The organism is Anatilimnocola floriformis, assembly GCF_024256385.1.
GTDB classification, from domain to species: Bacteria; Planctomycetota; Planctomycetia; order Pirellulales; family Pirellulaceae; genus Anatilimnocola; species Anatilimnocola floriformis.
This window is the reverse complement of the sequence record NZ_JAMLFW010000001.1, coordinates 3,040,611-3,057,345: the sequence shown is the minus strand read 5'-3', so window position 1 is coordinate 3,057,345 and position 16,735 is coordinate 3,040,611. Positions and strand designations below refer to the sequence as shown.

Annotated in this window: 10 protein-coding genes; 8 read left to right on the top strand and 2 right to left on the bottom strand. The window is 58.5% G+C overall.

Going from position 1 to position 16,735, the window contains the following annotated elements:
- Positions 1 to 34: 34 nt before the first annotated feature.
- The 8 genes from lepA (at position 35) to M9Q49_RS11655 (ending at position 12,156) form a co-directional block, all read left to right on the top strand.
- Positions 35 to 1,843, top strand: coding sequence for a translation elongation factor 4 (lepA, locus tag M9Q49_RS11690; protein ID WP_254508925.1), 1,809 nt, complete (start codon positions 35 to 37; stop codon positions 1,841 to 1,843).
- 498 nt (positions 1,844 to 2,341) lie between these two features.
- Positions 2,342 to 2,728, top strand: coding sequence for a hypothetical protein (locus M9Q49_RS11685; protein ID WP_254508924.1), 387 nt, complete (start codon positions 2,342 to 2,344; stop codon positions 2,726 to 2,728).
- Between the two features lie 100 nt (positions 2,729 to 2,828).
- A complete protein-coding gene (locus M9Q49_RS11680) occupies positions 2,829 to 3,254 on the top strand; it encodes a hypothetical protein (RefSeq protein WP_254508923.1) in 426 nt (141 codons plus the stop codon).
- Between the two features lie 113 nt (positions 3,255 to 3,367).
- On the top strand, positions 3,368 to 4,783 hold the full coding sequence (locus tag M9Q49_RS11675; RefSeq protein WP_254508922.1) for an efflux RND transporter periplasmic adaptor subunit: 1,416 nt from the start codon (positions 3,368 to 3,370) through the stop codon (positions 4,781 to 4,783).
- Between the two features lie 44 nt (positions 4,784 to 4,827).
- The gene (locus tag M9Q49_RS11670; protein WP_254508921.1) at positions 4,828 to 5,256 is read left to right on the top strand and encodes a hypothetical protein; all 429 of its coding nucleotides are present in this window, start codon (positions 4,828 to 4,830) and stop codon (positions 5,254 to 5,256) included.
- 6 nt (positions 5,257 to 5,262) lie between these two features.
- Positions 5,263 to 8,397, top strand: a complete 3,135-nt coding sequence (locus M9Q49_RS11665) for an efflux RND transporter permease subunit (protein WP_254508920.1) — start codon at positions 5,263 to 5,265, stop codon at positions 8,395 to 8,397.
- A gap of 44 nt (positions 8,398 to 8,441) precedes the next feature.
- Positions 8,442 to 8,936: a hypothetical protein gene (locus M9Q49_RS11660; protein WP_254508919.1), complete on the top strand. Its 495-nt coding sequence runs from the start codon at positions 8,442 to 8,444 to the stop codon at positions 8,934 to 8,936.
- A gap of 220 nt (positions 8,937 to 9,156) precedes the next feature.
- On the top strand, positions 9,157 to 12,156 hold the full coding sequence (locus M9Q49_RS11655; RefSeq protein ID WP_254508918.1) for a CHAT domain-containing protein: 3,000 nt from the start codon (positions 9,157 to 9,159) through the stop codon (positions 12,154 to 12,156).
- Positions 12,157 to 12,172: 16 nt separating this feature from the next.
- Here the strand turns inward: M9Q49_RS11655 and M9Q49_RS11650 are convergent, their stop codons facing one another.
- Positions 12,173 to 12,799, bottom strand: a complete 627-nt coding sequence (locus M9Q49_RS11650; RefSeq protein WP_254508917.1) for a response regulator transcription factor — start codon at positions 12,797 to 12,799, stop codon at positions 12,173 to 12,175.
- Positions 12,800 to 12,803: 4 nt separating this feature from the next.
- A complete protein-coding gene (locus M9Q49_RS11645; protein ID WP_254508916.1) occupies positions 12,804 to 16,709 on the bottom strand; it encodes a PAS domain S-box protein in 3,906 nt (1,301 codons plus the stop codon).
- Positions 16,710 to 16,735: the final 26 nt, after the last annotated feature.

Below are 16,735 nucleotides of genomic sequence, written 5' to 3'. Positions count from 1 at the left end.
CGAATTCAGCTACTTCTGACGACTTGAAACACCTATGCCCGCCATTCCCTGCAAGTACATTCGCAACTTCTGCATCGTGGCTCACATCGACCACGGCAAGAGCACGCTCGCCGACCGCCTGCTGGAATTCACCGGCACGATCACCAAGCGCGAGATGAAGGATCAGATTCTCGACGACATGCAGCTCGAGCGCGACCGCGGCATCACGATCAAAGCCCGCGCTGTGCGCATGATGTATAAGTTCGAAGGGGAGGAGTACGAGCTCAACCTCATCGATACGCCCGGGCACGTCGATTTTCACTACGAAGTTTCGCGCTCGCTGGCTTGCTGCGAAGGGGCGATTCTCGTCGTCGACGCAGCCCAGGGTGTGGAAGCCCAAACGCTCGCCAATGCCTTTGCGGCGATGAACTCCGGCCTGACGATTGTCCCCACCGTCAACAAGATCGACCTCGTCAATGCGCGGATCGATGAAGTGCTGATGGAAATGGAACAAACGCTGGCGCTCGATTCGAAAGATGCGCTGAAAGTCAGTGCCAAGACGGGCGTCGGCATCGGCGATTTGTGCGCGGCCTTGATCCAACGCATTCCGCCGCCGAGTGGCGATCCCGAAGCTGTGCTGCAGGCGATGGTTTTCGACTCGCACTACGACGATTATCGCGGCGCGATCACTTATCTCCGCTTGATTCAAGGCCGCATCACGCGCGGCATGAAGATCCGCTTTCTCCGCACCAACAGCACGCACGAAGTGCTCGAAATCGGCCAATTCACACCCAACCGCACCGCCTGCGATGTGCTGCAGGCCGGCGAAGTTGGCTACATCATCTGCAATATCAAATCGCTGAAGCTCGTCCACATCGGAGATACGGTGACGATCGCTGGCGACAACGCGGCCCCGGCGCTCGAAGGCTACAAACCGCCGAAGCGGATGGTTTATTGCGGGCTGTATCCGTCCGATGGCCAGGAGTTCACCGAGCTGCGCGACGCCCTCGAAAAGCTCTCGATGAATGATCCGAGCTTTGAGTTCGAGCCCGAAACGAGCGATGCGCTCGGCTTCGGCTTTCGCTGCGGTTTTCTCGGGCTGCTGCACATGGAAATCGTGCAACAGCGCCTCGAACTCGAATCGAATATCGACCTGGTGCAAACGGCGCCGAACGTCACCTACGAAATTCTCAATAAGAACGGCGAGGTCTTCCAGATTCACAAGCCGCAAGATGTGCCCGACAGCGGCCAGATCGAGGAATTCCGTCAGCCGATCGTGCGCGTCAATTTGATCCAACCAGCCGAGTTCATCGGCAACGTGATGAAGCTCTGCCAGGAGCGCCGCGGCATTCTCGTGCGGCAGGAGTATCTCTCGCCGCAGCGGACGATGATCGTTTACGACATTCCGCTGGCCGAAGTCATTTACGATCTGCACGACAAGCTGAAGAGCGCCACCCGCGGCTACGGCACGATGGATTACGAAGTGATCGGCTATCAGGCCGCCGATCTCGTGAAGCTCGACATTCTGGTCAACAACGTCCGCGTCGATGCCCTCTCGGTCATCTGCCATCGCTACGACGCCGAGCGCCGCGGCCGCGGCGTGTGCGTGCGACTGAAGGAAGAAATCGAACGCCACATGTTCGAGGTCGCCATCCAAGCCGCCATCGGCGGCCGGATCGTCGCCCGCGAAACGAAGCCAGCCATGCGCAAAAACGTCACGGCCAAGTGCTACGGCGGCGACATCACCCGCAAGAAGAAACTGTGGGCCAAGCAAAAGGAAGGCAAGAAGCGGATGAAGTCGATCGGTCAGGTCGACATCCCGCAAAAAGCCTTCCTCGCGGTGCTCGACACCGGCGAGCAGTAGTCGTCCCCGTGGCTGCGAATCTCCATTTCGCAACCAGACGTTCACAACAGTGGTGCGAATTTCTTGAACCTCGCAACCACTGCCTGGGCCGTGCTTTACGAAAAAGCACCCTCGTTTTCTCACAACACTTTCTGCCCTTTTACAACAGTTCCACAACTGTTTCTTAGAGCGATCACTACAACTTGCTTGTGATCTCCTCGGCAATCTGGCAGAAAATCGCAACGGACGAACCATGACTTCGGTGCTCATTGGTCGTCCTTTCTGAGTGCGCAGCAGGAAACAATCCAAGGCGATCACACGCTGCCTGGGTTTGGAAATTTGTACCGGGTATTAACTGGCTAAAGCTGGTGGCTAACTGGATTAAATAATGTTCATTTGTACACATTCTACTGCCGGCTGTCAAGCGTTTTACTCCAGCCCAATGCTATAAAGCCAACTTGATGATGCGAACCCTATTGCGGCTTTTTTCAGTGAAGCACGCTAGGAGATCGTGCGGTGATGAGATTCAACCTGCGAGATCTTTTCTGGCTCATCTTCGTTGCCGCGGTGGCCACGCGGTGGTGGATCGACCGCTCGAAACTGGCGGACCGACTGTTGGCGTACGAGTCGGCGCAGTCAACCGTTCTTGCAGTGCGCGTCTCGGGCCTGATTATCGCCATGAACGATGGTGATCTGGTTGAAATAACGATCGGCTCAGACGATGGCTTAAAAGCATCGCAGCGAATGGAGGTGTCGAGAGGCAATCAGCTGCTCGGAGAAATCATCGTTCGCACCACGAGCCCGGATCGAGCCGTTGGACAAATCGCCAACGGGTCGCAGCGCAGCAAATTTCGCAAAGGCGACACCGTGACGGCTAATATCCGCCCGGTGCAGGTTGGAGGTTGAGATACTGGTTTCTCATCCGTTTAAACGCGTATACCTCCCGCGACTGACATTGACGAAGAGCCGCTTCTGACCAACAATCGAGCGTAGGAATAACTCCGAGATGCGCATCTTCACCACCCTCATCGCGATTTTTGCCCTCGCCCTGCACTTGTTGCTGGGATGTTGCTGGCATCATGCGCATGGCGCGGAAGAATTGACCTCGCATCAGCACGAGAGCGCCGGGCATCATGTGCATCTGCCTGGTTGTTGTGGTCACAGCCACTCGCAGGCTGCCGATCACGACGACGAAGCCCCGGCTGATTCGGATTCGGCGCCGAGCATTCCCTGCTCCGATCCGCAGTGTGTTTATGTGGTGAGCGGCCAGGCTCAGGTTCCTGCCGCGCATGACATCGCGCTGCCGTTGGCGATTGTCGATCAGCAGCCAGCCGAAACTCTGGTGATCGCTTTTGTGCATGATCTGGCCGAGCAAGAGAGGATTTCCCCGCATCTGCGGCGGCATCTTGCGCTGAGCCGACTTTTGAACTGATTTTCAGTCTCTAAGCAGCCCTTCTGGCTGCGATTTTTTCTTCTCGAACGCAACGCACTGCGCGCTTGCTTCGTTCATTCTTGATCCGTACTTCACGCTGCAAAGGCGTCGTCATGGCGCAGCCACCCGCTCTCAATCCGTCCACAAATTCCCCGTTTCGTTGGGCCGCGATCATTCTCGTTGTCGCCGTCGGCATCGGCGCCTTCGTCTTTCAATCGGCTTGGCTGCCGACAGCGCAGCAATGGCTTGCGCGCGTCCGCGGCACGGCTGCCGCCGAGCCCAAGGGAGCAGCCGGCCACGACGAGGCCAGCCATGCAGCGCACGGCAATCCCAACTCCATCGAGCTGAGTCCGCAGGCGCGCAGAAACATCGGCCTGACCGACGACCTGATTCAGCCGATCAAGTTGCAGTCGTTCACGCGCACCATCACCATTCCCGGCATGGTGGTCGAACGGCCTGGCCGGTCGATTGTCGAAGTGACGTCGCCGCTGACGGGCATTATCACGCGAATCTATCCCATCGAAGGCGAAGCGCTCGCCGCGGGCAAACGATTGTTCGATCTCCGCCTGACCCACGAAGAGCTCGTGCAATCGCAGGCCGATCTTCTCTCGGCGGCCGGCGAACTCGAAATCATCGACAAGGAAATTGCCCGGCTGGAAAAACTGGCTTCCGAAGGGGCGATCGCGGGCAAGCGATTGCTCGAACAAAAATATGAGCGTGAAAAGAAGGAAGGAGTCGTCCGTTCCAAACGGCAAGCGTTGCTGTTGCACGGTTTGAACGAAGAGCAAGTCCTCGCCATCCTCACCAAACGGGAGCTCTTCAAGGATCTCACCGTGACCGTTCCCGACGTCACCGAGGACGGCAGCAAGACTCCCGACGACGCCGTCTTTCAGGTGCAGAGCATCAAGATCGCGCAAGGGCAGCAGGTCGAAGCCGGCGCTACGCTGGCGATTCTCGCCGATCACGCCGAGCTCTACATCGAAGGGGAAGCCTTTGAGCGCGATGTCGCCGATATCAGCCGCGTCGTTGATAAACGAGAACCCGTGACCGCAATTCTCGAGAACGAAAGCGCCCGCAGCGAAGTCGTGAAGGATCTGCACATTTTGTATCTCGCGACAAAGGTCGATCCAGCGAAGCGGACGCTCGATTTTTATGTCACGCTGCCGAACGTTGCGCAGCGGGATCAGCACTTGGAAAACGGCAAACGCTTCTTCGCCTGGAAGTATCGCCCGGGTCAGCGTGTGCAACTGGAAATTCCCGTCGAAACGCTGCCGAATCGCATTGTGCTTCCCATCGATGCCGTCGCGCAAGATGCCACCGAGACCTATGTCTTCACACCCAACGGCAAGCAATGGGAACGCCGCAGCGTACACGTGGAATATCGTGACCAACGGCACGCCGTGATTGCCAACGATGGCGCGCTCTTTCCTGGCGATCGTGTTGCTCTGACGGCAGCTCAGCAGTTGCAAGTGGCGATTAAAAACAAATCCGGCGGTGCGCCCGATCCGCACGCCGGGCACAGCCATTAGCCAACAACGTGTTCGGTTCGTCCCTCTCTCCGTAGGAGTTCGACATGTTCCGTGCCTGTCTGATTGTTTTTCTGCTCGCCGCTGTTTTTTCCTTCGGCGCGCTGCAGTCCCCCGCCGCTCCCGCGTCGAGTTTGCCTGCCGACGTGGCAAAACTTCTCCGCGAACGACTCGAGCATTTGCGCTACTGCGCGAATGCCGAGAAAGAGCTCTACGACACCGGCCGTGGAACCCTGGAGCGATTGATTCATGCCAATCGCCAAGTGGTCGAAGCCGAGTTGGAACTGGCCAGCACTCCCGCAGAGCGAATCCAAGCCCGCGAAACCTTGCTGAAGCATGCCGAAACACTGGAGCTCAGCGCGAAAACTCGCCACGACGCCGGTCTGATTTCGACTGCCGATTTACGTAGTGCCCAAGCCATGAAACTGCGAGCCCAGGCCGATCTGCTCCTCGAAAAGAAGGCCGCGGCGAAATAGCCCTCCATGCTTAACTCCATCATCAAACTCGCTCTCCGCTATCGAACCATCACCATCGCGCTCGCGCTGGTGGTGACGGTTTACGGCGGGTACGAACTGTTTCTGTTGCCGATCGATGTCTTTCCCGATCTCAATCGTCCGCGCGTGACGGTGATGACCGAATGCCCCGGTCTCGCGCCGGAGGAGGTCGAGTCGCTAGTGACCGTGCCGCTCGAATCGTCGCTCAACGGCGCGACCGGCGTGCAGGCGGTGCGCAGCTCGTCAGGCGTCGGCTTGTCGATCATTCACGTCGAGTTTGCCTGGGGCACCGATATTTTTATCGATCGGCAAATTGTCGCCGAGAAAATTGCGGTCGCTAGCGATCGCTTGCCGGGAGGCGTGTCGCCGCAGCTCACTCCCATTTCATCGATCATGGGGCAAGTGCTGGTGATCGGCGTCACGAGCGAGGGGAACGCGACGAATCCAATCGAAGTTCGCACGATCACCGATTGGGTCATTCGCCAACGACTGTTGACGGTGCCGGGCGTGGCCCAAGTCGTGACGATGGGTGGCGGCCGCAAGCAATTTCAAGTGCTCGCCGATCCCGATGCGATGCTGAAGTACGACATATCGTTGCACGACATCGAGCAAGCAGTTTCCGGTAGCAACGACAACGCGACGGGCGGCTATCTGGAGCAAAGTGGTTCCGAACTCCTCGTCCGCTCGATGGGCCGTTTGCGCGACACGCGCGAGCTGGAACAGGTCGTGGTGAAAACCTCGAACGATCGCTCGGTGCTGCTCGGTCAGGTGGCGACGATTCGAGAAGCAGCCCAAGCCAAGCGGGGTGAAGCCGCCGTCGATGCCAAGCCGGCCGTGATGATCATCGTGGCCAAACAGCCCGGCGCAGACACTCGCAAACTCACCGACAACGTGCTCAAAGCGATTGCCGATTTAAAGCCGTCGCTGCCGCAGGACTTTCGCATCAACGCCGATGTCTATTCGCAGAAAAAATTCATCGATCTGAGCATTTACAACGTCGTCGAAGCCCTCGTGCTCGGCGGTGGCTTGGTGGTGATCGTTCTCTTTCTTTTTCTGCTTAATTTCCGCACCACGTTCATCACCCTCACAGCAATTCCCCTCTCGATTGTCGTCACTGCACTGATCTTCAAGTGGTTTGGTCTGTCGATCAACACCATGACTCTCGGCGGCCTGGCCGTGGCGATTGGAGAATTGGTCGATGACGCAATCGTCGACGTCGAAAACATCTTCCGCCGCCTGCGCGAAAACAAACACGCGGCGAACCCGAAATCGGCGCTCGTGGTTGTTTACGAAGCGAGCAGCGAAGTGCGCAACTCGATCGTTTTCAGCACGATCCTGGTCGTGCTCGTCTTCGTGCCGCTGTTTGCGCTCGGCGGCATGGAAGGCCGCCTCTTCACGCCGCTCGGCGTGGCTTACATCGTGTCGATCATCGCTTCGCTGTTTGTTTCGCTGACGGTCACGCCGGTGCTGTCGTACTGGTTGCTGCCGCAAGCGAAGTTTATGGAGCACGAGGAGGACGGCTTCCTGCTGAAGTTTTTGAAGGAGATCGCCGGCGCGGCGATTCGTGTCAGCGTGCGGCACCCCTGGCCGATTCTCACCGTCGTGGCGATTGCAGTGGGCATCAGCCTGGTCACGGTCACGCAACTCGGCCGCGACTTTTTGCCGCCGTTCAACGAGGGGAGCGTGCAGGTCAATGTGATCCTGCCGCCCGGCACGTCGCTCACCGAATCGAACCGCATCGCCCACATGGTCGATCAACGGATCGGTGCGGTGAAAGGGGTAAAAAGTTGGGGTCGGCGCACGGGCCGCGCGGAACTCGACGAACATGCCGAAGGGGTGAATCAATCGGAAATCATTGTCAGTTTCGATCCGAATATTCATCGCGATCGCGAAGAAGTCCTCGCCGAACTGCGCGAGGAGCTTACACAGGTTCCCGGCGTGGTTGTCGCCGTCGAGCAACCGCTGCAGCACTTGATTTCGCACATGCTCTCGGGCGTGAAGGCGCAAGTCGGCATCAAGCTGTATGGCGAAGACCTCGAAGTTCTCCGCCGCACTGCCAAGGAAATGGAAGCCGCCATGAACGGCATCGAGGGCGTAAAAGATCTGATGGTCGAGCAGCAGGTGGAGATTCCTCAGCTGCAAATCCAACTGCGCCGCGATCGACTTGCGCACTACGGCCTGACCTCGGGCTATGTCAACGAGTTTATCGAGACCGCGCTGAATGGCCGGACGGTTTCGGAGATTCTTTTAGGCGAGCGGAAGTTTGACCTCGTCGTCCGGCTGGATGAAAAACATCGGCAAGACATCAATCAAATCGAGCGACTGTCGCTCAATCTGCCGGCGGGAGGTCGGATTCAGTTGGACCAGGTTGCGTTCATTCGCAAGAGCAGCGGCCCGAACACGATCAATCGCGAAAACGTCCGGCGGCGGATCATCATTCAATGCAACACGGCTGGCCGCGACTTGAACAGCGTGGTGACCGACATTCAAAAACGGCTCGCACCAATTCAAGCCCGATTGCCGCTCGGCTATGTCGTCGAATACGGCGGACAGTTCGAGAGCCAACAAAACGCGACTCGAATCATCGGCCTGCTGGGGCTCATTTCGCTCGCCGCGATGTTCCTCGCGCTCTACACGCTGTTCGGCTCGACGAATCTCGCGTTGCAGGTTCTCTCGGCCTTGCCGATGGCAGCCATCGGCGCGGTCGCGGCGCTGGTGCTCACGCGTCAATCGCTCACCGTGGCCAGCATGGTCGGTTTCATTTCGCTCTCGGGCATTGCCTCGCGCAACGGCATTTTGCTCATTGCGCATTACTTGCACTTGGTGAAGCACGAAGGGGAGCAATTCACGCCCGAGATGATCGAGCGCGCCGGCAAGGAGCGACTAGCGCCGATGCTGATGACCGCGCTGACGGCGGGCATCGCGCTCATTCCGCTCGTGCTGGCCGCCGGTGAACCCGGTAAAGAAATTTTGTATCCCGTCGCGACTGTGATCTTCGGCGGGTTGATTAGTTCGACATTGCTCGACTTTTTCGTGCACCCCGCGCTCTTCTGGTGCTTCGGCCGGACGGAGGCGGAACAGCACTTGCGCGACGAGCATGTCGACGAACTCGAACATGTCTAGTTCGCTTTACGCGTTGAAAGTTTTGTTTTTAGAAGGAAATGAAAATGGTTCGCAATTGGATTGGTCTGTTGTCTCTGGTTGCATTTGCACTGCTCACCGTCGGCTGTGGCTCGGAGCCCGCGAAGGCTCCGGCCAAGGTCGAAGAGCATGCGCATGAGCATGCCAGCGAAGGGCCGCACAAGGGGCACTTGATCGAGTTAGGCGTCAATGAGGAATACCACGGCGAACTGACGCACGACGATGCCTCGAAGACCGTCACCGTTTATTTGCTCGGCAAAGACGCCAAGACGCCAGTGATGAGCGCCGACAAAGAGATCGATCTCAATCTGGTGATCGACGGCACGCCGACGCAAGCCAAGCTCACGGCCGCGCCGCAGGATGGAGAGAAAGAAGGAGAGTCTTCGCGCTTCACGCTCGTCGATGAAAAGATCTTGGAAGCCCTGGAAAACCCGAAAACCACCGGCAATCTCAATGTGAACATCGCCGGCCAACGCTACAGCGGCAAGGTCGCACTCGGGGCGCATGGCCATGATCACTAGGACACGGGCACTAAGCGTTGCCGAAACGTAGTTTCGTAGGGGTTGTAAGTGGAGACCGGACAAATCGTCGCTGCGCCACGGTTGTGTCATCCTTGCAACCCGCATTTTTCGCACATTCCGTTTGGTAATGGTCGCGGGCTTGCCCGCTGACGTACAATCAAAGACGGAACATTTCGACTGGCCTCCTCCCATAGGCCCTGTCCGAACAGAGAATCTTGCGATGAAATGCTGCAGCTATCGGCGGTTGAGTTGCATTCTGGCCTGCGCGCTCGTGTTCACTGCGGCGCTGCTGGCCGGCCGGACCACGCTGGCCCAAGGGATGGGCACGCGCACGATTCCGAACGATTCGTTCTTCATGATGTTCGGCGGCTACTACGACGGCGACTATCAGTCGAGCGTGCGAGCCTTTCGGGAATCGGGTCGTGGCGCACTCGCCAGCGTCGACGGGCGGTGGGTCGACTCCTGCTGTTATCACACCATGGTCGGCGAGTCGCTGTATCAAATGGGTGATCTCGCCGGCGCTCTCGAGCAACATAACATTGCTTGCAAGTTGTTTCTCGCCAATCGCGATTGGATGCTACGAGCCGAGTTTCCGCCGGGTGTCGATCCCGAAAACAATCCGCGCGTCACCATCACCTGGGGCGCTGCTTCGACGCGCGGCATGAAGATCGGCAAGTTCCAGGAACGATATCAAGTGCTGCAAGGCCGGCTCGACAACGCCGCCGTGGCTTCGCAGGGCGGCGTGGTTGCGCCGCCGTCGTTGCGGCCGGTGAATGTGATTGAGATCTGCCGTTGCATCGCGCTTAGCATTCGCCGTCGTGGCGAAATCATGGGACCGACTTGCGAGCTCGATCCGCTCACTTCGCAACTGGTCACAGAACTCTCGCGCTTGCCCGCTGCGCCGAATCACTGGTCGCAGTGCTTTGTTGAAATTCAATATGGACTCGCGCTCAACGCGGCCAATAAGCCGATGCAAGCGATTCCGGCACTGCAGCGCGGATTGCTGGCCGGCGGTGTGTACGATCATCCCCTCTCTGCCCTGGCCCTGATTGAGCTCGGCAAGATTGCCTTTGATGCGGAGAAGTACGACGTCGCGTATGCCTCGTTCCTCGAGGCGACATATTCCGCGGCCTGGTTCGATCGCTTCGACTTCATGGAGGAAGCTTTCCGCGGCGCCCAGCAGACGTTTTTGATCTCTGGTCAACAAGGAGTTTTCGCGCCAGCCGTTCCTGCCGCAGCGTGGGCAAAACAAAAACGCCTGCGCACGATGCAGGTCACGCTCTTCACCGGGCTCGCCGAAAATCTGGCCGCCACGGGCGATCTCAGCGGCGCTGCGAACACGCTGGGCTTGGCCAAAAGCGCGCTCGGCCGGGCTGAAGCGGCGAACGGCACGCTCGGCAGCCGGGTGAACTACCAAGCCGCTCGGATTGCTCTTGCTCAAGGGAACGGGCGGGGCGGCGGCGAATCGTTGATCGCAGCCCTCAATTATCAGAAGAAGGCCTCGCACGGTTTGTTTCAAATCGCTCTGGCCGACAACATGTTTCTCAATGGCAACGTGACCGAGCGCCTAGCCGATGCGTTGTATGCCACGGTGCTGCGCGAACCGCGACCGCGCGATTGGAAGCTCGATCCGCTCGAAGTCATGGCGATCCAATCGGTGCCCCATCCACTGCCGATGGAGCATTGGTTCGAATTGGCGCTCGCCCGCAAAGAGCCCGAAAAAGCGTTGGAAATTGCCGATCGTATTCGTCGGCATCGGTTTCACGCCACGTTGCCCCTCGGTGGCCGGTTACTCGCGCTGCGGTGGGTGTTGCAAGCGCCCAAAGAACTACTCGATGACGCAGCCGTGCTGCAAAAGCAGGACTTGCTGAACCGCTTCGGCCCTTACGCCGACTTGAACACGCAGGCGGCAGCGGCGCGGGCGGCATTGGAACAACTGCCGTTGGTGCCTCCGGATGATGCGGGAAAAAAACAAGTCGCCGAGCTCTATCAAAAGCTGGGGACCACTAGCAGTGGGCAAGAAGCGTTGCTGAACCAAATTGCGCTCGCGCGAGTCGCCGCCGATCAGCCCTTTCCGCCGCTGCGGACGGTGAAGGAAATGCAAAGCGGCATCAAAGAAGGGAGTCTGGTGCTGGCGTTTTTTCAAACGTCGCGCAATCTGCACGCCTTTGCTTTCACAAGTTCGCAGTATGTGTACTTCACGCTCGATGCACCCAAGCTGCGAGTGGAACTGGTCGACATGCTCAAAAAGCTCGGCTTGCATGACCGTAACCAGCCGGTGTCGATCGAAGACCTGCAGTCGGAAGCTTGGAAAACGCCCGCTGCGTCGATTCTGAAGAAGCTCAGCAACAATGCGCGGCCCGAAGACTGGGCCAAGTACAAAGAGCTGATCATCGTTCCCGACAGCTTCTTGTGGTATGTCCCCTTCGAAGCGTTGCCGATGCCAGGCAGTGCCGATGGTGCCCCGCTCATCACGCAATTGAACATTCGCTATGCGCCGACGATGTCGCTGGTCGGTGGCGACAAACGCCCCGCCAAGCCACTGTCACGGACGGCGATCATCGCCGGAAAAATGCTACCCCGCGATGACGAAGGCCTCGCCAAGGGAGTTGCCGATCAGCTAGCCGGCGCGCTCCCCGGCTCCACAGTACTGCAGGAAACGATGCCCGCGCCGGGCGGATTGCTCGGCACGCAATTCGATCGGCTGGTGATGCTGACCGACATGGAAGACGGCGATAAGCTTCCCTTCGGCTGGTCGCCGTTGCAGCTCGACAAGGGAAAGCCCGGTGGCTCGCTCAGCGATTGGATGATGCTGCCGTGGGGTTGCCCCGAGCAGCTCGTGCTGCCGACGTTTCACACGGCGACGGAGTATGGCCTGAAGAAGGGCGGCACTGGCGAGGAAATGTTCATGTCGATTTGCGGCCTGATGGCTTCGGGCGGGCGCTCGATATTACTGTCGCGTTGGCGCGTAGGTGGCCGAACGACCGGCGACTTTGTGCGCGAATATGCCCAGGAGTTGCCGCACCTGCAGCCTTCGGCTGCGCAGCGCCGCAGCATTACGCTGCTCCGCGGAACTTCGCTCGATCCGCGGGAAGAAGTTCGTCTGCGCGCTCCAGCGACGCTCGATGAATTCAAGCCCGAGCATCCGTTTTTCTGGGGCGGCTACATGCTGGTCGACAGCAGCGCCTATCAGCCGCGCGAAAAGGCCAAGGCCGAATAGCGTTCCTGCGCTGGTACTACTGCGCGGGCGTTCGCTGCCGGCTCACTTCAACGCTTCGCAGCGGTCCGAGCAGCAGCGCCATTTCCGGCACCGAACCCACGCCGAGCTTTTCCAAAACCGACTGCCGGCGGCGGTCGACGGTGCGCAAGCTCAAGTGCAACTCAGATGAAATGGATTTGTTCGGCTTATCGGCCAACAAGCGATCCATCACGTTGCGTTCTTCTTCGGTCAACTGGCTCAGTCGCCGTTGAATGTCTTGTTCGCGCTGCGACTGTTCGCACTGCTCGTCGCTGATCTTCAAACCACGATCGACGGCCTGCAGCAACTTCTGCGAGTCGTAAGGCTTCTCGAGCAATGTGAACGCGCCGTACTCCATCAGGCCCACCGCCATCGGCACGGTCGCCACGCCGGTAACCACGACAATCGAGAGCGGGCTCTTACCTTCGTACAGGCGGCGCACCAGTTCCACGCCGCTCATGCCAGGCATGGCGACGTCGGTAACGACGCAGCCGCGGCGATTGATCGAGATCTCCCGCAAGAACTGTTCTGCGGAAGGATAGCACTGCACCTGATAGTTGTGAGCACTGAACAGGGCCTGCAGTGAGCTGAGCACTGCAGCATCATCATCGACAACGTAAATCATGGCTTCACTTGGCTTCGGCAGGAATCGTTTCGGTCAGAGGCAGGCTGATCCGGAACAGTACTCCACCAGTGGCTACTTGATGGTAATCGATTACTCCCCGGTGGTCCTGCAAAATCGAACGGCAAATATTCAGACCTATTCCCATACCCTGCGGCTTCGTCGTAACAAACGGCTCGTACAGGCGTCCGGCAATTTCGTCTGACATGCCTGAGCCGTTATCTTCGACTTCAATGATCACCGCGCCCAGGTCTGCTCGCGAGCGCAGGGCTATTTTGCGCGAAATCGCACCACTTTCGAGTAGGGAATCACGGGCATTCAGAAGGAGATTGATGATGACCTGCTGCAGTTGAATCGGGTCGCCCGCGATGAAGGGTAAATCTGCCGCCAGATCCCAGCTAAGGTTGACTTCAGCCCCTCTAAGTTCCAGCGACACCATTTCTACAGAGGTCCGCAGCAGCGCATTGAGGTCGCACGGCACGCGCCGCGTGGCGGATTTGCGACTGTAATCGCGGAGCCGATGGATAATGTCAGCCGCGCGACGACTCTGTTGATCAATATGCTCGATGTGCCGGCGCACCTGTTCAAGATTCTCAGATTTTTTGCTTGGTTCCGGCCTCAAGAGCGCGCTGCTCGAAGCCGCGAAGTTCGAAATCGCCGCCAAGGGCTGTGCCACTTCGTGTGTCAGCGCCGCGACCATCTGCCCCACGGTGTTGAGTCGCGATGCATGCCGGAGTTCCGCTTGCCGCCGCGCCAGTTCTTCGGCATCGCGACGCCGATCGGTAATATCCTGCGCGAGCGCGACGATCAGCGGTTGTCCGTTTTCATCGTTGCCGACCACCGACGTGGAAAACGAAATGACCCGCCGATCGCCATCCTTGCGCACGATTTCCCACTCTTCGTTCCGCAGTGTCTGGCCGAGCAGCAGTTTGGCCGTGCGATCCTGCGCCGCCTGGCGCTGTTCGGCATTGTGAAACATCACTTGGAACCAGCCGGCGCGATTGATGTCATCGCGCGTATAGCCCGTGATGGCCGTCATCTGCTCGTTCCAAACCGAAAACTCCAATTCCTGCTCATCGATCCGCGGCGTGCAGAGGCAGATCCCTTCTGTCGCCGTGTGAATGATCGTTTGATGGAGTGCGCTGATCTTGCGATACGCTTCTTCCGCTCGTTTTCGCTCGGTGATGTCGCGCGAAATTCCAATCGTTCCCACAACTTGGCCGTTGCCGTCACGATAAGGCGCCTTCATGGCCAGATAGGTGCGCGTCACGCCAGCGGCCGTGAGTGTTTCTTCGGTGGTCACCACTCGCTGTGATTCGATCACCTGGAGGTCCCCCTCCCGCACAATTGTTGCGCCCTCGCGATCGAAGAGAGCAAAATCGTCGTTTCCCAGCACTTCTGCCGCCGGCTTGCCGACGAACCGCGCCGCGGCCGGATTGAACAGCAGATACCTGCCGACGAGATCTTTGACGAACACGGCGTCGGGAGTTCCTTCGGCGACAACGCGCAGCAGTTCGGTGGTCCGTCGCAGATCGGCCTCTGCTTGCAGGCGATCGGTGACATCGCGCACCAGCGCGATCATCACCGGCCGGCCGTCCAGTTCCAATTCATGCGCCGTTATTTCGACATCCATCGCATCGCCATTTTTCTTGCGATGCCGCGCCTGATCTGCCTTTTCGTCGATCACTAACCGAATGTCGTTGATCGTCAGATGCGCAAACTCGAAGCGCGCGTAGCCATACTTTTCCACGGCAGCATCGTTGACGGTGAGGCAGCGGAGCGTGCGCGGATCGTAAACGAACATGGGATCCGGAATGCTGTCGAACAATTTGCGATAGCGCTCTTCACTCGACCGCAGCGCATGTTCAGCCTGCTTCATGTCCTCGATGTCCGTACACGTACCATACCACTGCGTGATATTTCCCTCGGCATCGCGACCGGCAATCTGTCGCGCGATGTGCCAGCGATATTCGCCGTCGGCGCGGCGAATGCGAAACTCCAGTTGCCGGGCAACGCCGGTGGTCAGAATTTCCTTCCAACCGGCAAGTGTCGAGGGCAAATCGTCGGGGTGAATGACGTCGGCCCAGGACCAGCCTGTGAGCTCGTCGAACTTGACTCCCGCATATTGCGTGGCGCGAGCATTGGTATGCGTGAGACCGCCATCGGGTCCTGCCGTGAAGACGATCTGCGGAATTGCATCGGCCAACTCGCGAAATCGCTGTTCACTGGCCCGCAAAGCTTGCTCGGCTTTTTTTCGCGCGGTAATGTCGTGCGCCAACGAGATGCTAAAACGTTCGCCATCGACCCAGAACGGACGCCCACGAATCTCGACGGGAAACGTCGAGCCATCCTTGCGGCGGTGTTGCGTCTCGAGCACTAGCGACTCACCGGCATCCAAGGTAGCCCGCAATGCGGCCAGCTGCTCCACGGTCACTGCCGGATCGAATTCGATCGGAGTCTTGCCGATCAATTCCTCGCGCGAGAGCCCCAGGCTATCGCAGGCCTGCTGATTGACATCGAGCACCGTTGCATCGGCATGGTGCAGAAACATGGCGTCGGAAACGTGATCGACAAACGTTCGATACCGCGCTTCGCTGGCCCGCAGTTTGTCCTCAGCCTTGCGACGATCGGTGACGTCTTGCACGGTGCCAATGAGCTTGGTGGGAATGCCGATGGCGTTGCGAATGACTTTGCGCCGGACGTGCAGGGTGCGAGTCTCGCCGCTGGGATGCAAAAACCGTTGCTCGATGTCGCCGGTTGTGGCACAAGCCATTAACTGATCGGGCTCGTGATCGTCGGGATGGCGGTATTTTTTGATGAACGCGTTGTAGTCATGAAATTCTTGATCGTTTTCGAAGCCGAAGATTTTGCAGAGCGCTGGCGAACAATGTCCACGCCACGCCGGGAGATCGATTTCGAACGATCCCAAGCCACCAATCTCTTGCGCTTCGGCCAGGCGTGCTTCGTGTTCACGCTGAGCCTCTTCGGCTTTGAGCCGCGCGGTGATATTGCGACAAATGCCGAGTACGAGCGTGCGACTTTGCCAGGGAATGCGCACTGCCCGCACCTCGTACGGAATGCGGTAGCCCAAGCGATGCACGTGCTCGGCTTGAAACTCGACGACTTCTCCCTGCAGCGCTCGCTGCACGCGATCGATCGCTTGAGCCGCTGTTTCCGGCGTATCGAGTTGAGTGAGTGGCGAGCGACCGATGAGTTGCTCGACAACGTAGCCATCATTTTCGGCCGCAGCTTTGTTGGCGTAGAGAATCTTCAGCGGAATATCGCAATCATCGGGATCGAGCAGATATAGATTGTCAGGAAGATTATCGGCCAGTGTGCGAAAACGTTTTTCGCTTTCACTCAGTTCATTTTGAGCCTGTCTGATCGCGGTGATGTCGCGAGCAATGCCGACGATTCCTTGTACCGTGCCGTCTTTATCGCGCAGGATCGACTTCACGGTGGAAAACGTTCGAGCTTCACCCCCGATACCCAGTTCTTGCTCGGCGATGAACGGCTCGAACGTTTTTAAGATTGCGCGATCTTCGGCGATGATTTGTTCCGACTCTACGACGCCAAAGAGATGACGATCGTCGCGCCCAATGATCTCATCGCAAGACCGGCCGGCCACTTTGGCGGCGGCTTCGTTGAACAGCAAATACACGCCGTCTAGGTTCTTGACGAACACCGTGTCCGGCACGCCGTTGAGCGCTGCCGAGAGTAACTCGGTGACGCGTTTCTCTTCGGCGACTTGCCATTCGAGTTCGACTTGCTTCTGCAGCAACTGCCGAACGTACGCAGCGGCTGCGTCATTGAGTTTTAGTGAGGCAAAGTCGGCCCCCTCGGTCGTTTGGTCCCAGCGTTCTTTTGCTCGTTGCCGCAGGACGTCAGGATCAGGTTGATTTTGCTGATACATCGATCGTTCCTCACGCGGCTGCTGCC